Annotated in this window: 25 protein-coding genes; all 25 read left to right on the top strand. The window is 58.3% G+C overall.

Going from position 1 to position 21,814, the window contains the following annotated elements; translation table 11 throughout:
* The first annotated feature begins 159 nt into the window (after positions 1-159).
* The 25 genes from spoIIIAA (at position 160) to spoIVB (ending at position 21,639) form a co-directional block, all read left to right on the top strand.
* Positions 160-1,122, top strand: a complete 963-nt coding sequence (gene spoIIIAA, locus G3578_RS05925) for a stage III sporulation protein AA (protein ID WP_165209960.1) — start codon at positions 160-162, stop codon at positions 1,120-1,122.
* On the top strand, positions 1,110-1,628 hold the full coding sequence (gene spoIIIAB / locus G3578_RS05920; RefSeq protein ID WP_165209957.1) for a stage III sporulation protein SpoIIIAB: 519 nt from the start codon (positions 1,110-1,112) through the stop codon (positions 1,626-1,628). Before spoIIIAA ends, spoIIIAB begins: the two co-directional genes overlap by 13 nt.
* A gap of 15 nt (positions 1,629-1,643) precedes the next feature.
* Complete coding sequence (spoIIIAC, locus tag G3578_RS05915; RefSeq protein ID WP_134683166.1) at positions 1,644-1,847, top strand: stage III sporulation protein AC; 204 nt, start codon at positions 1,644-1,646, stop codon at positions 1,845-1,847.
* Between the two features lie 15 nt (positions 1,848-1,862).
* Positions 1,863-2,252, top strand: a complete 390-nt coding sequence (spoIIIAD, locus tag G3578_RS05910; RefSeq protein ID WP_165209954.1) for a stage III sporulation protein AD — start codon at positions 1,863-1,865, stop codon at positions 2,250-2,252.
* A gap of 31 nt (positions 2,253-2,283) precedes the next feature.
* Positions 2,284-3,468 (top strand): stage III sporulation protein AE, encoded by a 1,185-nt coding sequence (gene spoIIIAE / locus G3578_RS05905; RefSeq protein WP_165209951.1) that lies wholly within the window; start codon positions 2,284-2,286, stop codon positions 3,466-3,468.
* Positions 3,469-3,478: 10 nt separating this feature from the next.
* Positions 3,479-4,153, top strand: coding sequence for a stage III sporulation protein AF (gene spoIIIAF, locus G3578_RS05900; protein WP_165209948.1), 675 nt, complete (start codon positions 3,479-3,481; stop codon positions 4,151-4,153).
* A 4-nt stretch (positions 4,154-4,157) separates the two neighbouring features.
* Entirely contained in the window at positions 4,158-4,793 is a 636-nt protein-coding gene (gene spoIIIAG, locus G3578_RS05895; protein ID WP_165209945.1) for a stage III sporulation protein AG, read from the top strand.
* 12 nt (positions 4,794-4,805) lie between these two features.
* Entirely contained in the window at positions 4,806-5,432 is a 627-nt protein-coding gene (locus G3578_RS05890; protein ID WP_165209942.1) for a SpoIIIAH-like family protein, read from the top strand.
* 199 nt (positions 5,433-5,631) lie between these two features.
* Complete coding sequence (gene accB / locus G3578_RS05885; protein ID WP_165209939.1) at positions 5,632-6,156, top strand: acetyl-CoA carboxylase biotin carboxyl carrier protein; 525 nt, start codon at positions 5,632-5,634, stop codon at positions 6,154-6,156.
* Between the two features lie 15 nt (positions 6,157-6,171).
* Complete coding sequence (gene accC, locus G3578_RS05880) at positions 6,172-7,524, top strand: acetyl-CoA carboxylase biotin carboxylase subunit (protein ID WP_165209936.1); 1,353 nt, start codon at positions 6,172-6,174, stop codon at positions 7,522-7,524.
* A gap of 71 nt (positions 7,525-7,595) precedes the next feature.
* A complete protein-coding gene (locus tag G3578_RS05875; protein ID WP_165209933.1) occupies positions 7,596-8,012 on the top strand; it encodes an Asp23/Gls24 family envelope stress response protein in 417 nt (138 codons plus the stop codon).
* Positions 8,013-8,089: 77 nt separating this feature from the next.
* The gene (gene amaP, locus G3578_RS05870) at positions 8,090-8,656 is read left to right on the top strand and encodes an alkaline shock response membrane anchor protein AmaP (protein ID WP_165209930.1); all 567 of its coding nucleotides are present in this window, start codon (positions 8,090-8,092) and stop codon (positions 8,654-8,656) included.
* A 12-nt stretch (positions 8,657-8,668) separates the two neighbouring features.
* The gene (locus G3578_RS05865; RefSeq protein WP_165209927.1) at positions 8,669-8,881 is read left to right on the top strand and encodes a DUF2273 domain-containing protein; all 213 of its coding nucleotides are present in this window, start codon (positions 8,669-8,671) and stop codon (positions 8,879-8,881) included.
* Positions 8,882-8,947: 66 nt separating this feature from the next.
* Positions 8,948-9,355: a transcription antitermination factor NusB gene (gene nusB, locus G3578_RS05860; RefSeq protein ID WP_165209924.1), complete on the top strand. Its 408-nt coding sequence runs from the start codon at positions 8,948-8,950 to the stop codon at positions 9,353-9,355.
* A 12-nt stretch (positions 9,356-9,367) separates the two neighbouring features.
* Positions 9,368-10,330 (top strand): Kae1-like domain-containing protein, encoded by a 963-nt coding sequence (locus G3578_RS05855; RefSeq protein ID WP_165209921.1) that lies wholly within the window; start codon positions 9,368-9,370, stop codon positions 10,328-10,330.
* Positions 10,331-10,420: 90 nt separating this feature from the next.
* Positions 10,421-11,290 (top strand): bifunctional methylenetetrahydrofolate dehydrogenase/methenyltetrahydrofolate cyclohydrolase FolD, encoded by an 870-nt coding sequence (folD, locus tag G3578_RS05850; protein ID WP_165209918.1) that lies wholly within the window; start codon positions 10,421-10,423, stop codon positions 11,288-11,290.
* 3 nt (positions 11,291-11,293) lie between these two features.
* Positions 11,294-12,685 (top strand): exodeoxyribonuclease VII large subunit, encoded by a 1,392-nt coding sequence (gene xseA, locus G3578_RS05845; RefSeq protein ID WP_165209915.1) that lies wholly within the window; start codon positions 11,294-11,296, stop codon positions 12,683-12,685.
* The gene (gene xseB / locus G3578_RS05840; protein ID WP_165209913.1) at positions 12,642-12,896 is read left to right on the top strand and encodes an exodeoxyribonuclease VII small subunit; all 255 of its coding nucleotides are present in this window, start codon (positions 12,642-12,644) and stop codon (positions 12,894-12,896) included. Before xseA ends, xseB begins: the two co-directional genes overlap by 44 nt.
* Entirely contained in the window at positions 12,896-13,792 is an 897-nt protein-coding gene (locus tag G3578_RS05835; RefSeq protein ID WP_165209910.1) for a polyprenyl synthetase family protein, read from the top strand. The genes xseB and G3578_RS05835 overlap by 1 nt, the downstream gene beginning before the upstream one ends.
* 155 nt (positions 13,793-13,947) lie before the next feature.
* A complete protein-coding gene (gene dxs, locus G3578_RS05830) occupies positions 13,948-15,828 on the top strand; it encodes a 1-deoxy-D-xylulose-5-phosphate synthase (protein ID WP_165209907.1) in 1,881 nt (626 codons plus the stop codon).
* Positions 15,829-15,832: 4 nt separating this feature from the next.
* Positions 15,833-16,651 carry a TlyA family RNA methyltransferase gene (locus G3578_RS05825; protein ID WP_165209904.1) on the top strand — a complete coding sequence of 273 codons (819 nt, stop codon included), beginning with the start codon at positions 15,833-15,835 and terminating at the stop codon, positions 16,649-16,651.
* Positions 16,652-16,901: 250 nt separating this feature from the next.
* Positions 16,902-17,759 (top strand): NAD(+)/NADH kinase, encoded by an 858-nt coding sequence (locus G3578_RS05820; protein ID WP_165209902.1) that lies wholly within the window; start codon positions 16,902-16,904, stop codon positions 17,757-17,759.
* Between the two features lie 5 nt (positions 17,760-17,764).
* Positions 17,765-18,214, top strand: coding sequence for a transcriptional regulator AhrC/ArgR (ahrC, locus tag G3578_RS05815; RefSeq protein WP_165209899.1), 450 nt, complete (start codon positions 17,765-17,767; stop codon positions 18,212-18,214).
* A gap of 15 nt (positions 18,215-18,229) precedes the next feature.
* On the top strand, positions 18,230-19,981 hold the full coding sequence (gene recN, locus G3578_RS05810; protein WP_165209897.1) for a DNA repair protein RecN: 1,752 nt from the start codon (positions 18,230-18,232) through the stop codon (positions 19,979-19,981).
* Positions 19,982-20,301: 320 nt separating this feature from the next.
* Positions 20,302-21,639 (top strand): SpoIVB peptidase, encoded by a 1,338-nt coding sequence (gene spoIVB, locus G3578_RS05805; protein ID WP_165209894.1) that lies wholly within the window; start codon positions 20,302-20,304, stop codon positions 21,637-21,639.
* The last annotated feature ends 175 nt before the right edge of the window (positions 21,640-21,814 follow it).

Here is a 21,814-nt window from a genome sequence, read left to right as displayed (position 1 = left end):
TTGCGTGCACGCCATGTGCGACAGCAAACGTTTTTTTGTGGGCAGAAAGCATAAATCTCGTCCGACGCTGCATAGGATGAGGTAAGTCAGAGTGGACAAAGCACCGTTTGTACGGCTTCCCGAGAAAATTCAGATCCATGCGGTGGGAGGAGATAGCCCGTGAAAGAAATCATCGCCATGCTGCCCGCGCCGATCCGGCAGATCCTGACAGCCCTGCCTGCAGAGGTGCGCGATTCTCTGGAAGAGATACGCCTGCGGCAAAACCAGCCGCTGGAAGTGCGATACAGCCAGCAGGCCAGCTATGTAACAACGAGCGGCCAACTGACGGCCAATGTGCGGCAGGGGTGGACTCTGACGGAAGAGCATGTGACCAAGCTGATCAATCAGATCAGCCAGCATTCGCTCTATGCGCTGGAGGAAGAGCTGAAGCGGGGATATATCACGGTGGCGGGCGGGCACCGGATTGGCATAGCAGGCAAGGTTGTCATGGAAGGCGGCGAAGTGAAAGGCATACGCGACATCACCAGTTTCAACATACGCATCGCCCGGGAAAAGAAAGGGGCCGCCCAACAGGTGCTGCCATTTCTCTTTCAGGGCGGCAAGGTTCTCAACACGCTGATCGTCTCGCCGCCCTCGTGCGGCAAAACGACGCTGCTGCGCGACATCGCCCGTTCCCTCAGTTACGGCAGCGAATGGTCCTCCAGCCGGAAAGTGGGGATTGTGGACGAGCGTTCCGAACTGGCGGGAAGCGTGAACGGGGTTCCGCAGCGTGATGTCGGGCCGCGTACGGATGTGCTGGACGCTTGTCCCAAGGCCGTCGGCATGATGATGCTGATCCGTTCGATGTCGCCCGATGTCCTGATTGCGGATGAGATCGGGCGCACGGAAGACGGGGAGGCGATCTGGGAAGCGATTCACGCGGGGGTGGCCGTCATCTGTTCCGCTCACGGATCCGACCTGCAGGAAGTGGCGCTGCGGCCGACGCTGGGGAAGCTGATGCAGCACCGGGCGTTTTCCCGTTACATCGTGTTAAGCCGCCAGCATGGCGCCGGTACGATCCAGGGGATTTACGACGCTTCCCTGGCGCCTTTGGAAAGGGAGAATCTTCCATGGTCAAGCTGATCGGTTCCGCTATTATCTTGTTTTCCGCCACCATGGTGGGCTGGCAGGTTGGCAAGTTGTACGCCATGCGCCCCGTGCAGCTGCGTACCCTGCTGATCGCGCTGCAGATGCTGGAGACGGAAATCGTCTACGGATCGACCCCGCTGCACCGGGCGTTCGTCAAGATCGGCCGCCGGATGGCGAAGGAGATCGGCGGTATCTTTCTGACCGCTGCGGAGCTGATGGGGACGGCCGAAGCCCTTTCGACCCAAGTCTGCTGGCAGACGGCGGTGGAACAGCATTGGTCACAGACGGTTCTGCGCAAGGAGGAGAAGGACGTGCTGCTGAACCTGGGATACGTGCTCGGCAGTTCGGACCGGCACGATCAGCAGAAGCATTTGCGCCTCACGATGACGCATCTGCGCGGTCTGGAAGAAGAAGCGAGGCTGGAGCAGGGCAAATATGAAAACATGTACAAAAGTCTGGGGTTCCTGGGTGGACTGTTAGTCGTCATCCTGATGCTGTGAAACGAGGTGTTCAGCGTGGATTTTGACTTGACTCCTGTCTTTCAGATCGCCGGAGTCGGATTCATCACGGCCATCATCCAAACCGTCCTGAAGCAGTCCGGAAAGGAAGATATCGCGCATTGGGCCACCTTGGTGGGCTTCATCATCGTCCTGTACATGGTCGCTCACTATCTGGGGGATTTGTTCTCCGAGGTGAAACGCGTCTTCCTGTTCAACTAAAGGGGGGCGTTGGCGATGGAAATCGTGCAGATTGTCGGACTGGGATTGGTCGCCACCATCCTCGCCCTGGTGATTAAGGAACAGAAGCCGATATTTGCCTTCCTGCTTGCGATCGCCAGCGGGGCCATCATCTTCTATTTTCTCATCGACAAGATCGCGGTGGTCATCCGGGTGCTGGAACGGCTGGCGGTGCAGGCCGACTTGAATATGGTTTTCCTGGAAACGATCCTGAAAATCATCGGAATTGCCTATATCGCCGAATTTGGCGCCCAGATGACCCGCGATGCCGGACAAGGGGCGATCGCCTCCAAGATCGAGTTGGCGGGGAAAGTGCTCATTCTGGTGATGGCCGTCCCGATCATCCAGATCATCATCGAAACGGTGATCGGACTATTGCCGGCCTGATCTGCAGCACCCGGGGAAAGGAGGGAGATCGATGCCGCAGGCAATCAAGCTTCTTCTCATCACCTTTTTCGGTTTCTTCCTGCTCTCGCCGCCCATGGCCGATGCAGAGGGGGCCAGGGACGGGCCCATCGATCAGCTCGTCAGGCAGCAGGTGGAGCATCTCAACATGGACCGCGTGGAACAGTTCTGGCAGAAGACGCTGCAGGAATACAAGGGGTATCTTCCGGACATCAAATCCCCCGGCTTCGTGCAGCTTCTCATGCAGAATGGCGAAATCAGCATCGCGGGGGTTCTGAAGGGGATGCTGAAGTACGTCCTGCACGAAATCTGGACAAACGGCAAGCTGCTCAGCTCCATCATCATCATCACCGTCATTGCCATGATTCTGGAAACGATGCAGAATGCGTTTGAGCGCAACACGGTGACAACCGTCGCCTATTCGATCACCTACCTGGTCCTGATGGTGCTCGCCATCAACAGCTTTCACGTGGCGATCACCTACGCCAGGGATGCGATCACCAACATGTCCGATTTCATGCTGGCGATGATCCCGCTGGTAATCGCGCTGCTGGCGTCGGTGGGCAATCTGGCTTCGGCCGCGATGTTTCACCCGCTGATCATCTTCATGGTCAACACCAGCGGCATCCTGATCTCCACCATCATCTTTCCCCTGCTGTTCCTGTCGACCATGCTCGCGATCGCCAGCCTCTTTTCCGAGCGCTACAAGGTGACGCAGCTGGCCTCGCTCCTGCGCAACATCGCGATGGGGGCGCTCGGCTCGTTTCTAACCATCTTCCTGGCGGTCATCAGCCTGCAGGGGGCGACCTCCGCCGTGACCGACGGGGTGACACTGCGCACGGCCAAGTATGTGACCGGCAACTTTGTGCCGATCGTGGGCCGGATGTTTTCCGACGCGGCGGATACCGTCCTGAGCGCCTCGCTGCTGGTCAAGAACGCGATCGGTCTGGCCGGGGTGTTCATCCTGCTGATCCTCTGCGCCTTTCCTGCATTGAAAATTCTGGTGATCGCCATGATCTACAACATCTCTTCCGCCGTGCTGCAGCCGCTCGGCAGCAGCCCGATCATCGCCGCGCTGGGGGCGATCGGCAAAAGCCTTCTCTTTGTCTTTGCCGCACTGGCAACGGTGGGACTGATGTTTTTCCTGGCCATCACGATCATGATAGCGGCAGGGAACATTTCCATGATGGTGGGATAGGTGGTGCCCGATGGAATGGTTAAACGCCTGGCTGAAAAAAATCATTCTGCTCGTGCTGTTGGCAGCCTTCCTCGATCTGATCCTGCCGAATACCAACCTGCAGCGGTACGTCAAGATGGTGATGGGTCTGATCCTGCTCCTGACCATCCTCTCGCCCGTTTTCGCCGTGTTCAACCTGTCGCAGGACGATCTCGCCCTGAAGCTGAGCCGCTACCAGGATAACTTTCAGAACGCCTCCCGGACGGACTGGGAGCCTCTCGCCAAAAAGCTGCTGGGGCAGCAGGAAGAGCAGGTAACTTCCTACGTGAAGGAACAGCTGGAGAGCACCATCCGCCAGCAGGTGAAACGCGCCTGGAGAACGGAACCGTCAGCGGTGGAGGTGACGCTGAACACCACGGATCCCCAGCATCCGGCGATCCAACACATTGCGGTCACATTCGCCGGGGAAGAGGAAGCATCGGCAGCCGTGCAGGCAGTGAAGCCCATCGAACCGGTCGTCATCCGGGTGGGCAAGGAACAGCCCGTCAGCGGTGCGCCGGACAGCGTCTCCGGGACGAGCGTTGACCCGCGCGATCAGGAGATCGTTCGCTGGCTGGCAAAAGAATGGGATGTGCGGGAAGAACAGATCGATGTGATTCGGACCGGTGGCAGGAATGACCGGCAAACGGGGGGCGAGGAGAGGTGAACCCATGTTTCAAATGTTGAAAAAGCTGCTGCAGACCGATGCGGCGGAAAAGAAACTGAAGCCCATCCACTATATCATCGTGCTCTTGGGGGTAGGCATCGCGCTGATGATTCTCACCGACTTTCTGAAGGTGGAGACGGACCAGCCGCTCGGCCTGGCCGCCGGTTCCGTCAATACGTCCGGGAGCGGGGAAGATCCTCCTGCCGCACCGGCATTCGGTTCCTCCGGCGGCAATGACATCATCGCCGAATACGAGAACATGTACAAGACCCAGCTGGAGGAAATCCTGGAGAAGGTTGTCGGGGTGGGCGAGGTGGAGGTGATGGTTAATCTGGATTCCACACCGGAACTGGTCGTGGAGAAGAACCGCGAAACCCGCTCATCCACCACCCAGGAGACAGACAAGGAGAAGGCCACGCGCAACCAGAGCGACCAATCCCGCAATGAGCAGGCGATCATCATTTCCGGCAAACAGGAACAGCCGGTCGTGTTGAAAACATTGAAACCCAAGGTGAGAGGAGTGCTGGTAGTCGCAAAAGGGGCGGAAAACATGCAGGTGAAGGCGTGGATTGCGGAAGCTGTGCAAAAAGCGTTGGATGTGCCGCTGTACAAGATTTCCATTTTGCCAAAAAAAGGGTAGGGGGTAATGAGGATGGTATTGCGGAAACAAACGGTTTGGCTGTTGACGATGCTGGCGGTGATGGTGGTGCTCTCGGGCTACTATCTGGTGAAAGGGCCGAATGAGCAGGTGCCTGCCGTTTCGGAAGAACAGCAGGACAGTGCGCTGGGAGACGTGCAGGTGGATACGAAACAGACGGATCAGCCTGCGCCCGAAGCGGCACCCGCGGAAGCGGATACCGCAACGCTGGAGACACCGGCGCCGAAATCGTCGGAGCAGAAGGAGGCAGCCACCCTGGCGGATACGCCGAGCGACGTGTTCCAGGGCTACAAGCTGAAGCGGGATGCCCTGCTGCAAAAAGACAAGGATGAACAGATGGCGATCATGATGAATCCGGAAGCGACCCCGCAAGCGGTAGCGGAAGCCAAGGCAAAATACGAGGAGCTGTCCACCGTGGAGCAGGCGACCATGACCATCGAAGAAATGCTGAAGGCAAGCGGGTACAAGGATGCGGTGGTCTCCGTCCAGGATCAGAAGGTAACCGTCATCGTGCAGAAGGAGAATCTGACCGCCGGCGAGGTCGTGGACATCATTGCCCAGGTGAAGCAGCATCTCAACGTCTCGGGAAGCAATGTGTCCGTACAATATAAGGCATTATGAAATAGGCACTTTCAGGGAAGGATGGTAAAGGATTTTCTCCCTTGGGCAGGCAGGCGGGGGAGGAAATCCTTTCTTGACGTTGGATGGTCAAAAAGCTACCATGATTATATTGTGACCTGCTCTTATCTGCACATATAACAGCCCCGTACAGGCGGGCGATCATGGTGTCGCCGATTCCCTTCGCGAAGGAGTGCTTAGTGTGTTCAAGATCCATGAAATCCGTGAAATCATCAAGTTGATTGATCAATCCTCCATCCAGGAATTTGAAGTGGAGATGGATGGGGCCAAAGTAAGCATCAAGAAAGCAGCCGCCGTCGTGGAGCAGGCGCCTGCCGCAAGCGTCCAGCCGGTCGTTCATCCGGTCGCAGCGGCTCCCGTGCAGGCACCGGCAGCGGTGGCAGAAGCGCCGGCCGCTCCTGCGCCCGTACAAGCTGCGCCGGCAGTACAGGCCGCACCGGCGGCACCGGCGGTGGACGAGTCGAATCTGCACAAGATCGTGTCGCCGATGGTCGGTACCTTCTATCGTTCTCCTGAACCGGGCAAGCCTGCCTATGTTCAGCCTGGGGACAAAGTGACGCCGAACAAAGTGGTGTGCATCGTGGAGGCCATGAAGCTCTTTAACGAGATCGAAGCGGAGGTCACGGGCGAGATCGTCAAAGTCTTGGTGGAGGACGGCCAGCTTGTGGAGTACGGCCAACCGCTCTTTTTGGTGAAGACAGAATAGACGGGGGAGTCGAGTATGTTTCAGAAAGTATTGATTGCCAACCGCGGCGAAATCGCTGTGCGCATCATCCGTGCGTGCCGTGAGCTTGGCATCCGCTCTGTGGCCGTCTATTCCGAGGCGGATCGCGACGCCCTGCACGTGAAGATGGCGGACGAAGCGTACTGCATCGGGCCGACGGCGTCCAAGGAAAGCTATCTGAACATGGCGAACATCATGGCCGTTGCCACCAAGGTAGGCGTGGACGCCATTCACCCCGGCTACGGGTTTCTGGCCGAAAACGCCGATTTTGCCGAGATTTGCGCCGCTTGCGGCATCACCTTTATCGGTCCCGATCCGGAAGCCATCACCAAGATGGGGGACAAGTCCACCGCCAAGGATACCATGAAGAAGGCGGGCGTCCCGACGGTTCCCGGGACCGACGGCTTGATTGAGGACATCGCCGATGCCATCCGGACCGCCAATGAGATCGGCTATCCGGTCATGGTCAAGGCGACGGCGGGCGGCGGCGGCCGCGGGATGCGGGTGGCCGTCAATGACGAGGATCTGGAGAAGGCGATTCGCCAGGCGCAGAATGAAGCCAAAACGGCGTTTGGCAATCCCGGGGTTTACCTGGAAAAGTTCGTCGAAGGCCCGCGCCACGTGGAAATCCAGGTGATGGCCGACAAGTTTGGCAACGTGGTGTATCTGGGAGAACGGGATTGTTCCATTCAGCGCCGCCATCAGAAGCTGATTGAAGAGGCGCCATCTCCGGCCCTCAGCGAAGAGCTGCGCCGCCAGATGGGGGAAGCGGCGGTGGCGGCGGCCAAGGCCGTCAACTACCACGGCGCCGGGACCGTCGAATTTTTGCTGGACAAATATGGCCGGTTCTATTTTATGGAAATGAATACGCGCATCCAGGTGGAACACCCGGTCACCGAACTGGTCACCGGCTTCGATCTCATCAAGGAGCAGATCTTGGTGGCGGCCGGCCATCCGCTCTCTTTCACGCAGGATGACGTGAAGCTGAACGGTTGGGCGATCGAGTGTCGCATCAATGCGGAGAATCCGGCCCGGAATTTCATGCCTTCTCCCGGGCGCATCACCAACTATCTGGCGCCGGGCGGGTTTGGCGTGCGCGTGGACAGCGCCGCTTTCAGCGGGTATACGATCCCGCCCTACTATGATTCGATGATCGCCAAGCTGATTGTGTGGGGCAAGACCCGGCAGGAAGCCATCGACCGGATGAAGCGGGCGTTGGGGGAATTTGTCATTGAAGGGATCACGACGACGATCCCGTTCCATCTCAAGATGATGGAACACGAGGTCTTCATCAGCGGTCATTTTGATACGAAATTCCTGGAGACCCATGAAGTGAATCTGGATGAGTAGGGACAACGCCATTTGTAAAAAGGAGCCGCTGTTGCTATAATGGAAAGGAAACCCAGTGGGAGGTGCGAAGCATGGAAGAGTTTACACCGGATGTAGAGAGAACAGAGCTTGGTAAGGTCCAGATCGCTCCCGAAGTGTTGGAAGTCATCGCCGGTATGGCGGCCTCTGAAGTGGAAGGGGTTGCCCACATGAGCGGAGGCTTCGTTGGTGATATAGCAGAACGGCTCGGCCGCAAAAACGTCGCGCGCGGCGTTCGCGTGGAAGTGGGTTCGCGTGAAGCTGCGGTCGATGTCTCCATCATTGTGAAATACGGCCACCGGATTCCGGAGGTGGCGCGCAAGATTCAGGACAGCGTTCGCAATGCGATTGAAAGTATGACCGGACTGACGGTGGTGGAAGTAAACGTACATATCGTCGATGTGGAGCTGAAGGCGGAAGAGAAGAATCAGCCGGCTCCACCGGCGGAGGAGTACCAGCGGGTCCGCTAATCCCACGAAACATCCATGCCCCCACTTTTCGGGGGCATTTTCCTCATCTGGGAGGAATTGGCGAAGGAGAGATGCGAATGAACCTGTTTGACCGCTTTATCTTGACCCTTTACAGTTTTGCCCTGATCGTGCTGTCCGTGGTATGGATCGGGGTGGCCGCCAACATGGTTCCGCTGGAATATGGCCAAATGATCCTGCAAAACCTTTATGCGGATGGCCGGCCGAACATCCCTTATCTGCTTGTCGGCCTCATCTTCCTGATTATCAGCCTGCGGTTCTTTTTCAGCGCGTTTTCGTTCAAAAAGAAGAAGGCGGAGAAAGGCATCCGGCAGCGAAGCGAAATTGGCGAGATCCTGATTACCCTGAACACCATCCAGACGATCGCCGAACGGGCCGCGCGCAGGGTAAAAGGGGTGCGCGAGCTAAAAACGGCCGTCAAGGCGCTGGAGAGCGGGAATCTGATCCAGCTGCGCGTCTCCGTGGATGGGGAGACCCCGTTGCCGGAAATGACGCAGAAGCTGCAGCATGAAGTGAAAGCGCAGGTAGAAGCGATTGCCGGCGTCGACATCGCGGAAGTGACGGTGGTTGTGACGGAAGTGGCCCAGCATGAAAACGCCTCGCTCCGTACGAGACGGGTCGAATAGAAGGTGAAACCGATGATGTGGGAGATTTTATGGGAACACAAGGGGAAACTATTGGGTGTGGCGGCGGGCCTGTTTTTTGGCATCTTGTACCTGTTGGTGGGCTTTTGGGATACGCTCGTGTTTCTCGTCTTTGTTTCCACCGGCTATTACATCGGACGGAAGCTGGATCAGAAGGAAGATTTGCGGGAAATCCTTGATCGCATCCTCCCGGGCAAGTTTCGGTAGTTTCGTTCGGCAGGCGGGTCCTCCGCCCTTATGAGAACAGTACATATACAGTAGGTGAAACGGCATATGAAACGTAGAACAGCAAGAGAAAAGGCAGTCCAGTGTCTCTTTCAGATCGACATGGCGGATGTCCAGTTGGATGACGCCATCGCGATGGTCCTGGAAGAGAACGATGAGACGGACACCGAATACATGCGCTACCTGGTGAAAAACACGCTGCAGCACTTGCCGGAGATTGACGCCGAGATCAAGAAGTATCTGCGGGGCTGGCAGCTGGAGCGCATCGCCAACGTGGATCGCGCCATCCTGCGCCTGGCGTTCTTTGAACTGATGCATGTGGCGGAGATTCCGGAGAAAGTGGTGCTGAACGAAGCGATCGAGCTGGCCAAGCTGTTCAGCGACGAACAATCGTACCGCTTTGTCAACGGGGTCCTGTCCAGCTACCTGCAGAACCGGCAGACGACGCAGGCGTAACGGGTGGCGGCGATGGCGAAGGTAGTGCTGGGGATTGACACGAGTAACTATCGGACATCGTTGTGTCTGGCGGGGGAAGACGGACGGATTGTGGCGGAAGCCAAACGCCTCCTGCGCGTCAAGGAGGGGAAGCGCGGCCTGCAGCAGTCGGAGGCCGTCTTTCAGCATGTGATGAATCTGCCGGAATTAAGCGAAGCGATGCGGCTTGCCGAGTGGGAGATCGTGGCCGTCTGCGCGAGCGAGAAGCCGCGCCCGGTGGAAGGCTCCTACATGCCGGTCTTCAAGGTGGGGGAAGGATTGGCCAAATCGTTTGCCGTCTTTCACAAGGTGCCTTATTATCTGACCACCCATCAGGAAGGCCATATTGCGGCCGGAGAGCTGACGGCGGCGGCACGCCCCCGCCAGGATCGGTTCCTGGCCGTGCATTTGTCCGGAGGCACCAGCGAACTCCTGCTCTGCACCCGCAGGGAGAGCGGGTATGCCATCGAAAAGATCGGGGGAACGGCGGATCTGCATGCCGGACAGCTGGTGGACCGCGTGGGGGTGGCGCTCGGGCTGCCCTTTCCGGCGGGACCGGCGCTGGAGAAGCTGGCGCGGCAGGCGGCCGGAACGTTCCGCGTCCCCTCTGCGGTGAACGGCTTGACGTTCAGCTTTTCGGGGCCGGAAGCGTCGCTCCTGCGGGCCATCGAACAGGGAAACGTGCCGCCTTCGGAGATTGCCCGCGCGACGGAACAGTGCATCGCCAACACGCTGGAAAAGGTGCTGCGGACAGCCCGGGAACAGGGATATCCCGAGGAGATCCTGATCGTTGGCGGGGTGGCGGCCAACCAGTACGTGCGGGAGCGGCTGATCAAGCGGCTGGAACATCCGGCCGTGCGGGCACGATTATTCTTTTGCGATCCGGCCTATTCCGGCGATAATGCTTACGGCGTCGCCATGTTGGGGTGGGCGCAGCACAAAAACCGAACATTTTAAAATAGAAAATGGCTAAAAATTCGCCTTTACACGAACCCCCTCGACCGATACACTAAGGGTATGGATTCGCACGAAGGAGGGTTCGTTCCAATGGCTGCTATTGTGATCGACGGAAAAGAGGTTGCCAAATCGATTCGCGCGGAATTGGCCGCCGAAGTGAAGGAGCTGGCGCAGCAAGGCATCGTACCGGCATTAACCGTAATTTTGGTGGGGGAGGACCCGGCTTCCCATTCCTATGTGAGAGGAAAGGTAAAAGGGTGTGAGGAGGTCGGCATCCGTTCGGAAGTGATCCGCATGCCCGACACCACCAGCCAGCAGGAACTGCTGGAGACGATCGCGCATTTAAACGAAAATCCGAACGTTCATGGCATTTTGGTGCAGCTGCCGCTGCCTGCCCATATTTCCGAAAAAGCGGTGATCGATGCCATCCTCCCGGAAAAAGACGTGGACGGCTTTCACCCGATCAACGTCGGCAACATGATGATCGGCGAGGATGCGTTTCTGCCCTGCACCCCCTACGGCATTGTGGAAATGATCAAGCGGACGGGTGTGGAGCTGACCGGCAAACGGGTTGTGGTGGTCGGTCGCAGCAATATCGTCGGAAAACCGGTGGCGCAGCTGCTGCTGCAGGAAAACGCCACGGTGACGATGTGCCACTCCCGCACGACCAACCTGGAAGAGGTGACCCGGCAGGCGGACATTCTGATCGTGGCCGTCGGGAAGCCGGGCATCATCGGCAGGGAACACGTCACGCCGGGTACGTTCGTCATCGATGTGGGCGTGAATCGGCTGGAGACCGGCAAACTGACCGGGGATGTGAGGTTTGACGAAGTGGCGCCGATCGCGAGCTATATCACGCCGGTGCCGGGCGGTGTGGGGCCGATGACCATCACGATGCTGCTGAAAAATACCATCAAGGCGGCCAGGCTGCTGGCGAAGGAAGAGAAACGGAAGGGATAGTTGATGAAACCCAACCAGGTATGGTCCGTCACGGAACTGAACCGCTGGATCAAGTGGGTGCTGGAGAGAGAGGAGCGTCTCGCCGACGTCTGGGTGAGGGGCGAAATCTCCAACTTCGTCCACCATACCAGCGGACATATGTACTTTACCTTGAAAGACCGGGATGCCCGGATCAAGGTCGTCATGTTTGCCAGCTACAATCGTTTTCTCAAGTTTCTCCCCAAGGATGGAACCAAGGTGCTTGTGCGTGGTTCCATTTCTGCCTTTGAGCGGGACGGCACCTACCAGCTCTACGCGCGCGACATGCAGCCGGACGGCCTGGGCTCTCTCTATCTGGCGTTTGAACAGCTGAAGGCCAAGCTGGAAGCGGAAGGATTGTTCGCCCCGGAACGGAAGCGCCCCCTTCCCCAGTTCCCCAAACGGGTCGGCGTGGTTACTTCTCCCACCGGCGCGGCGATCCGGGACATCTGCACGACCATCAGGCGCCGGTTCCCCCAGGCGGAGATCGTCATCGCGCCGGCGCTCGTGCAGGGCGCGGAAGCCCCGGCTTCCATCGTAGCGGCCATCGGCATGATCAACCGCTGTACGGACATTGATGTTCTGATCGTGGGGCGCGGAGGCGGTTCGATTGAAGAGCTTTGGGCGTTCAATGAAGAGGTGGTGGCCCGCGCGATCGCGGCTTCCCGCATTCCGGTGATCTCCGCCGTCGGACACGAAACCGATTTTACCATCGCGGATTTTGTCGCCGATGTGCGGGCCGCCACGCCCACCGCCGCCGCCGAACTGGCGGTCCCTCACTATCTGGAATGGCTGGAGAGGGTGAAGCAGCTGGATCTGCGCATGCACCGGGCCATGCGGGGGCAGGTCGAGGAAGAGCGGGAACGGTTGACCAGACTGATGCATTCCTATGCGATGCGGCAGCCGCAGCGGCGACTGGAAGAGGCGCAGCAGCGGCTCGACGATTGGCAGATGCGCCTGCGCCAGGCCATGGGGAAGCTGCGCGATCGCCGGAAGGAGCAGTATTGGCATGCAGCCGAACGCATGCGCCGCTTCCGGTTGAGCGACCGTGTGGCAGCGAAGCGGGAACAGGCGCTGCGCATGGAAGAGCGGCTGCACCAGCGCATGGAAGAGCGTCTCGCCACCGCCCGAAGCGCCTGGTTGGCCCGGCTGGCCCAGCTGGATGCCCTGAGCCCGCTGCGCGTCATGGAGCGCGGCTACTCCCTGGTGTACAAAGGGGAGCGGCTCGTGAAGTCGGTGGAACCGTTTGCGATCGGTGACGAACTCATGGTACGATTAAAAGATGGCAGCATAACGGCACACGTGACGGAGATTGTACGAGAGGAGAAAGCGGATGGCTCGGAAAAAGACAGAACCGCAAACACCGATGCAGTTTGAAGAAGCGATGAAGCGTCTCGAGGAAGTGGTGCGCCGGCTGGAAGAAGGGGACATCCCGCTGGAAGAGGCGCTGGAGCTTTATCAGGAAGGGGTGCAGCTGTCGCGCGTCTGTGCGCAGAAGCTGGAGGCCATCGAAACCAGAATCACGCAGATCCTGGAAGAAGACGGTCAGGTGAAGCAGAAAGATTTTCGCCTGGAAGGAGAAGCATAATGGCCGTCTCTCTCAGCAGCTATCTGGCAGAAAAAGTAACCCTGATCGAAAAAAATCTTCTCCCGGCATTGGAAAAGGAAGGGGTCCCGCCGACCCTGTACGACTCCATGGCCTACTCGCTGATGGCCGGCGGCAAGCGGCTGCGTCCCGTTCTGGTGCTGGCCGTGCTGGAAGCGCTGGACAAGCCGGTTGAGCGGGGAATCCCTTACGCCGTCGCACTGGAAATGATTCATACCTACTCGCTGATCCATGACGATCTGCCGGCGATGGACAACGATGATCTGCGCCGCGGCAAGCCGACCAATCACAAGGTATTTGGTGAAGCGACGGCGATTCTGGCCGGCGACGCCTTGCTGACGCGGGCGTTCGGCTACATCGCGGACGCCTATCTCCATCATCCCGAGGTAAGCCCGCAGACCGTGGTGAAGCTGATCGCCGAATTGGGCAAACGGGCCGGGGCCCGCGGCATGGTGGGCGGTCAGATGGCGGACATCGAAGGGGAAGGCCGCTCGCTGACCATGAACGAACTGGAATATATCCACCAGCACAAGACGGGAGATCTGCTGATCGCGTCGCTTTTGGGCGGCGGCCTTCTCGCGGAAGCCAGCGAAGAGCAGCTGGAGGCATTGTCGCATTACGGCCGCTGCATCGGGCTGGCGTTTCAGATTCAGGATGATATCCTGAACGTGGAAGGCAGCGCGGAGCTCCTGGGAAAAGCGGTGGGAAGCGACGCCGACAGACGAAAAGCCACCTATCCCGCCCTGCTGGGACTGCAAGCGTCCAAGGAGCGTCTGGCGGCGCTGATCGCCGAGGCGAAAGCGACCCTGGAAGCGGCGGGCCTCGGCCATTCGGCCCTGATGCCGCTGGCGGATTATGTGATGGAGCGCAAGAAATAACAAAAGCTGGCGCCGGTTGAAAAGCGCCAGCTTTTTGCATGTTGAAGGGTCCCGATTCTTCCTCATTTTCTTGAACGGTGGAGTTTTGTACCAGAGTCGTTTATAATGAATCAAGCAATAAACCTCATGCATGTAGCTGAAAGTGGGGGTTTGTCATGTTGTTGGAACGCATCAACGACCCGAAAGAACTGAAGAAACTAACGATCCCGCAACTCTATCAGCTCGCGGATGAAATACGTACATTTTTGGTGGAAACGCTCTCCAAGACAGGCGGCCATCTGGCGCCCAATCTGGGCGTGGTGGAATTGACGCTCGCCCTGCATTATGTGTTTAACAGCCCGACAGACAAGTTGATCTGGGACGTCGGACACCAGGCCTATGTGCACAAAATGCTGACGGGCCGCCGGGAGCTGTTCCCTACCTTGCGCCAGTACAAAGGATTGTGCGGCTTTCCGAAGATGAGCGAAAGCCCGCACGATGTCTGGGAGACAGGACACAGCAGCACTTCGCTGTCGGCCGCCATGGGAATGGCCTGTGCGCGCGACCTGAAGAAGGAGAAGAACCATGTGGTAGCCATCATCGGGGATGGCGCCCTGACCGGCGGGATGGCGTTTGAGGCGCTCAACCACATCGGTCACGAGAAAAAGAGCGTCATCGTCGTGTTGAACGACAACGAAATGTCGATTGCTCCCAATGTGGGGGCCCTGCACAATTACCTGGGCAGACTGCGCACAACCAACAATTACCGCCGCACCAAAGACGAACTGGAGCACCTGCTGAAGTCGATACCGGCCGTGGGAGGCAAGCTGGCCCAATTTGCGGAACGGCTCAAAGACAGCTTGAAGTATCTCCTGGTCTCCGGCATCTTGTTCGAAGAGCTGGGCTTTACCTACATCGGCCCGATCGACGGCCACAATGTGGAGCTGCTGCTCGATTCCCTGCGGACGGCTGCGAACACAAAAGGGCCGGTGCTGATCCATGCCATCACGAAAAAAGGGAAGGGCTATGCCCCGGCCGAAGCCGATTCGGTCAAGTGGCACGGGGTTGGCACCTACAAGATCGAGTCGGGGGAATCGGCCAAATCGGCGGCCACCTACACCACTGTCTTTGCCGACACCATGATCGAACTGGCCAAGGAGGATGAACGGATCATCGCCGTCACGCCCGCGATGCCGGCCGGGTCGGGGCTTCTCAAGTTTGCCGAGCACTTCCCGGACCGCATGTTTGATGTGGGCATCGCCGAACAGCATGCGTGTACCTTCTGTGCCGGCCTGGCGACACAGGGCCTCAAACCCGTCTATGCGGTCTATTCCACCTTCCTGCAGCGGGCTTACGATCAGCTGATCCACGATGTGGCCCGCCAGAAGCTGAACGTCGTCTTTGCGGTGGACCGTGCCGGACTGGTGGGAGCGGATGGCGAGACCCACCAGGGCGTGTATGACATCGCCTTCATGCGTGCCATTCCCAATATGGTGATCATGGCGCCCAAGGACGAAAATGAACTGCGCCATATGATGAAAACGGCGATTGCCTACAACGACGGGCCGATCTCATTCCGCTATCCGCGCCTCAATATTCGCGGGGTGAAAATGGATCAGGAGCTGAAGGTGCTGCCGATCGGCAAGGCGGAGATCGTGCGCGACGGCAGCGAAGTGGCGATCCTCTCCTTCGGTCATATCTTCGAGGTGGCGGAGCAGGCATACGATCTCCTGCGGGCGGAAGGAAGCAGTCCGATGCTGGTGAATGCCCGTTTCTGCAAACCGCTCGATGAAGAGCTGCTGCTTCGCCTCGCCAAGGAAGGCTACGACATCGTCACCGTGGAAGAAGGCTCGACGATGGGCGGCTTCGGCAGCGCGGTGCTGGAGTTTCTTGTCCAGGCGGGCTACGGCAGCGTCAATGTGCGGATGATCGGCGTTCCGGACTATTTCGTGGAACATGGCAGTGTAAAAGAACAGCGGCAGGAAGTGGGGCTGACGGCGGAACGGATCGCCGCCAGCGTCCGGGCACTCATGCCGCGCAGCAGACAAAGGGCTTGATACGATGAAAAAAGAGCGTTTGGATGTATTGCTGGTCGAGCGCGGCCTGTTTGAGACGCGGGAAAAGGCGAAAGCGGCGGTCATGGCCGGCCTGGTGACGGTAGCCGGCGAGCGTTGCGACAAGCCGGGGACGAAGCTGCCCGAAGACGTGGCGATCGCGGTAAAAGGGGAACTACACCCATACGTGAGCCGCGGAGGCCTGAAGCTGGAAAAAGCGCTGCGGGAATTCGGCATCGACCTTACAGGAAAAGTGATGATGGATATCGGCGCCTCCACGGGAGGTTTTACCGATTGCGCCCTGCAGCACGGCGCCCGTCTGGTGTATGCCATCGACGTCGGCTACGGACAGCTTGCCTGGTCGCTGCGGCAGGACGAGCGCGTCGTCGTCATGGAGCGAACCAATTTCCGTCATTTGGAGCCGGAAGCATTTCCGTACGAAAAGCCGGATGCCGCCTCCATCGACGTTTCCTTTATTTCCTTGCGGCTGATTCTGCCTGTCCTTCACCGTTTCTTGAAGGACGGCGGAGACGCGGTGGCCCTGGTGAAGCCCCAGTTCGAAGCGGGAAAGGAGAACGTCGGGAAAAACGGCATCGTGCGCGACCCGGCTGTTCATCTGGAGGTGCTTACGGGAATCGCCGGATTTGCGTCGTCGATCGGCATGCAGGTGAAAGGGGTCAGCTATTCGCCCATTACCGGCGGGGAGGGGAATATCGAATTTCTGCTCCACCTGCGCAAAGAGCCGCCGGGTACGGAAGAGGAAACAACCGCATGGCTGAAGCGGATGGAGGAAGTTGTCGCCGCCGCTCACCGGGAATTGAAATAACGAATAGGGGCCCCGCCGACATCAGCAAGGGACCCTGCTCGGCACAGAGAGCTCCCCGCTCGGTGCAGCGATAGCTGTCGCCGGGTGGGCAGAGCGTTAGCTATGACCGAGTGGGTGGTTCGCTTGAGTCGGCGGGGTAATTTTGTACGATTTGTGCGGGCGACTTACGGAATGGCGCTTTTTTTATATGCATACATAGTTGTATAATTGTATACAGCAAACGGAGATAACCGAGCTTTGGGGTGGCGCTGTGAAAACGATCGGAATCGTTGCAAATAAAGGAAAACCGGAAACCCGCATTGTGGCCCGGGAACTCTTGTACCTGCTGGAAGCGAAAGGGGCACGAGCGGTATTGGATGAAAGCATCGCAGGCGACATCGGGAGACCCGATCTGGGGCTGCCGCTTCATCGCTTTGACGGGGTGGTGCAGCTTGTCTGCGTGTTGGGCGGAGACGGCACGCTTCTGGGCATCGCACGCCGTTTGGCCGGCTGCTCGCTGCCCATCCTCGGCATCAATCTGGGAACGCTCGGCTTCCTGTCGGAGGCGGAGCCGGACAATTTGACCGATGCCGTGGACAAGCTGCTGTCCGGCCAGTATTTCATCGAAGAGCGCAGCATGCTGGAGGCGAAGCTGGTTCGCCGCGGAGAGGTGCTGGGCACGTACACGGCCATGAATGATATCGGAATCGCCAAGGGATCCTTTTGCCGGATCATCCAATGCGCCGTCTATCTGGATGAACAGTACGTGGCGACGTTCAGCGGAGACGGGGTGATCGTCTCCAGCCCCACCGGTTCCACGGCCTATTCGCTGTCCGCAGGCGGCCCCATCGTCGCCCCCAACGTGGATATGCTGCTGTTGACACCGGTAGCCCCCCATTCGTTGACGGCACGCCCCATGGTTTTCTCGGCGAGCCAGATGATCCGCATTCAGGTGGATGCGGTTCACCGGGAGATGGGGCTCTCCATTGACGGGCAGTTTGGCTACCATTTGGAGGGCGGGGATGACATCTATGTGTGCAAATCCCCCCATGTGACGCCACTGATCAAATGGCAGAAAGACAGCTTTTTTGAAGCGATACGCACGAAACTTCAAGGGGAATGGGAGTAGATGGAATGAACAAGGGACAGCGTCATATCCGGATCAGAGACATCATTGCCAATCATGAGGTGGAGACCCAGGACGAGCTGGTGGAACGCCTGCGCGAGGCAGGCTTTAACGTGACGCAGGCGACGGTTTCCCGGGATATCAAAGAGCTTCATCTGGTCAAAGTGCCTCTGCCGGACGGACGGTATAAATATTCAATGCCTGCCGAGCAGAAGTTCAATCCGCTGCAGAAGCTGAAGCGCGCCCTGCTCGACAGCTTTGTCGGCATCGATCATGCCGACAACCTGATCGTCATGAAAACGCTGCCGGGGAATGCCAACACGGTAGCCGCCCTGATTGACGGCCTGAGCTGGCCGGAGATCATGGGCACCATTGCGGGTGACGATACCATTCTGATCATCTGCCGATCGAAAGAAAATTCCAAAGAGGTAACCGATCGCATTATGGACATGCTGTAAAGGTGGGGGGACGCCATGCTCCTGGAGTTGACAATCCGCAATTTTGCCATTATCAAGTCCGTGACCATCTCGTTTCAGCGCGGCCTGAATATCCTGACCGGAGAGACCGGCGCCGGCAAGTCGATCATCATCGATGCCCTCGGCCTCCTGCTGGGGGAACGCGGCTCCGTCGATTTCGTCCGCTACGGCGAAAAGCGCGCGGAAGTGGAAGGCTTGTTCGAGCTGCCCCCGGGCCATCCCGCGCTGAAAATCTGCGAAGGATTTGGCGTGCAGGTGGACCAGGATGGCATGCTGGTGGTCAAACGGGACATCTCCCTGCAGGGCAAAAGCATTATCCGGCTCAACGGCCAGCTGGTGACGCTGGCCATGCTGCGCGAGCTTGGCCCCTGGCTGGTGACCGTTCACGGACAGCACGATGCCCACGATCTGCTGCATGCGGACAAGCATATCGCCTGGCTGGACGCGTTTGGCGAACAGCAGCTGGCGGCGGCCAAAAAGGAATATGCCGCCCTGTACGCCTCCTATCGGAAAACCCGGCAGGATCTGGAGCGCATGGCCAAAAACGAGCGGGAACTGATGCACCGTATCGATCTGCTGAGCTATCAGCTGCGGGAGATCGAGGAAGCCGCCCTGCAGCCGGGGGAAGACGAGCGCCTGAACAGCATGCGGAAGAAATCGGCCCATATGGAAAAGATATTCGGCGGGATTCAGGCTGCCTACCGCGCCCTGCACGGAGATCAGCGCGGCCTGGATTGGCTCGGCCATGCCATGAGCGAGCTGGAGCGCATTCAGCAGTATGACGACGGGCTGGCCCCGATGGTTGAAGCGATCCAGTCGGCCTACTATCAGGTGGAAGACCTGGCGCGCCAGCTCCGCCAGTACGCGGACAGGGTGGAATACGATCCGGAAGAACTGGCCGAGGTGGAACGGCGGCTGGATGTGATTCAAGGCCTGAAGCGCAAGTACGGCAAAAGCGTCGACGAAATCCTGGAGTATGCCGCGTCGATCCAGGACGAGCTGGAAGAGATGGAGCATTATGACGACCGTTTGCAGCAGCTGCAGGCGAAGCTGCGCGAACTGGCCGCCGATTTGGCGGTCGAGGCGCTGGAACTGAGCATGATCCGGCGGGAGTGCGCAGGGAAGCTGGCCGCCGCCATCGAGCAGCAGTTAAAGGAACTTCACATGGAGCGCGCCCGCTTTGCCGTTGAAGTGCGCCAGCGGCCTGATGAAAACGGCATCGAGGTGGAAGGGGTCAAACGCTATGTGGATGAAAGCGGAATGGATCAGGTGGAATTCCTGATCTCGCCCAACCCGGGCGAACCGCTGCGCCCATTGGCCAAGATCGCCTCGGGCGGGGAATTGTCCCGCATCATGCTGGCGATCAAGACGATCCTGGCCGATGCCGAACAGGTGGAGACCCTGATTTTCGATGAAGTGGATACCGGTGTAAGCGGCCGGGCGGCGCAGGCCATCGCGGAGAAGCTTGCCCGGGTGGCCCAAAACAGGCAGGTGCTCTGCATCACCCATCTGCCGCAGGTGGCTTCCCTGGCAGACGCCCATTTTTATATCCGCAAAGAGATGGATGAGCGGGAAACCGTCACGACCGTCACCCTGCTGTCGGAGGAAGAGCGGGTTAACGAACTGGCCCGCATGCTCGGCGGCGCAGCGGTGACCCAAACAACGGCGGAACATGCCCGGGAAATGATTCTGTTGGGAAAAGAACGCAAGGCTGTCAAGACAGCTTTTTGGGCAGATCAGAAAGTGTAAGTTCATGAAAGTGATAAAGTCACAAAAAAGTTTTGGGGCCCCCGCCGACACCAGCAAGGGACCCCACTCGGCACAGCGTTAGCTATCGCCGAGTGGGTGGAGCGTTCGCTTAAGTCGGCGGGGTTATGTTTGGGGCCCCCGCCGACACCAGCAAGGGACCCCACTCGGCGCAGCGTTAGCTATCGCCGAGTGGGTGGAGCGTTCGCTTAAGTCGGCGGGGTTATTTTACTGTCATAATCCCGCAGGCTGTCGGCAACATTAAAGATACCCAATGGAGGTGCATCAACAGGTGTAGGTAGGCAACGTAGGAGTGATTGCTGGTGATCCGCCAATACAGAAGACTATGGACGGGATGTCTCTTCCTCATCATCACCGCGCTGATCGTGACATCAGCACCGTTTCAGAACCTCACTTCCGTACCAAATGAATTGCGACTGTTTGAAGGAAGCCAAAAACAGGTACAGGTTTCGATGCCGGTCATGGGTACATTGGTGAACAGCAATCCGGAGATCGTCGCGGTCAACGGGAAAAAAGCACGGGAGGTACCGGTCGATCTCAGTCAACCCTTATCCGTAGAGCCGAAGAAGGCGGGCGAGGCCCGGCTGCAGCTGAAATGGCGCCATATCCCGCTGAAGGCGTTGAAAGTAAACGTCCTGCCTGACTTGCGTGTCATACCGGGCGGCCAATCGATCGGGGTGAAGCTGCAAACCGCAGGCGTTCTGGTCGTCGGCCATCACCTGGTAAACAACGGAAAAGAAAAGTATTCGCCGGGAGAGCGATCCGGTGTTCATGTGGGCGACATGATCATCAAGATGAACGATCTGTTTATCAATGATATGAACGATGTGAAGAAGATGGTAAATGAAGCCGGGAACAAAAACGAACCGCTGCAGCTGCTGGTGGTTCGCGGGAAGGAGAAGCTTTCCCTCTCCCTGATGCCAGCCAGGGATATCAAGGACAACGAATGGCGGATGGGGCTCTACATCCGGGATTCGGCAGCCGGTGTAGGCACCTTGACCTTTTATGAGCCGAAAAGCGGTATCTACGGCGCCCTGGGCCACATGATTTCCGACGTGGATACAGGTCAGGCCATCGAAGTGGGAGACGGCCAAATCATTCAGGCGCGCGTCACGTCCATCGAAAAAGGGAAAAGCGGCAATCCGGGGGAAAAGCTGGCCCGCTTTTACAATGAAAGCGAAGTGCTGGGCAATATCACCAAAAACACGCCCTTTGGCATCTTCGGCCGGATGAAAGCCCAGCCGAAGCGCGGCGTCTATCGGGAACCGATCCCCATCGCTCTGGCGGAACAGGTGCAGGAGGGGCCGGCCAAAATCCTGACGGTCGTGGACGGGCAGGAAGTGGAAGCGTTTGATATCGAGATCGTCAACGTGGTCAAGCAGCATTTCCCGGCTACAAAAGGGATGATCATCAAGGTATCCGACAAGCGGTTGCTGGAGAAGACAGGCGGCATCGTGCAGGGAATGAGCGGCAGCCCCATCATTCAAAACGGCAAGATGGTCGGAGCGGTTACCCATGTGTTTGTCAATGATCCCACATCCGGATACGGCTGTTTTATCGAGTGGATGCTGCAGGATGCAGGCATACCGATACGCTCCACATCCCCCTCTGCGCAGATGGATGGTGGGAAGGCAGCTTGACAGGCGGACCGCCTCTTTTCGGGGGCGGTCTATCGCATATCGGATTACGCAAAATATTGTCGAATAATCGGAAAAATCATTCAATCTTTCGTCATTGGCAGGAACTGCATATCCCTTGTCGAATAGTTTGACTTGGAAACGCTGAAACTTTTGGGAAGCCACGATTTTTGATATA

It is taken from the genome of Brevibacillus sp. SYP-B805 (assembly GCF_011059135.1).
GTDB lineage: Bacteria > Bacillota > Bacilli > Brevibacillales > Brevibacillaceae > Brevibacillus_F.
Note: the sequence above shows the minus strand (reverse complement) of the source record. Positions and strands in the feature narration are given on the sequence as shown.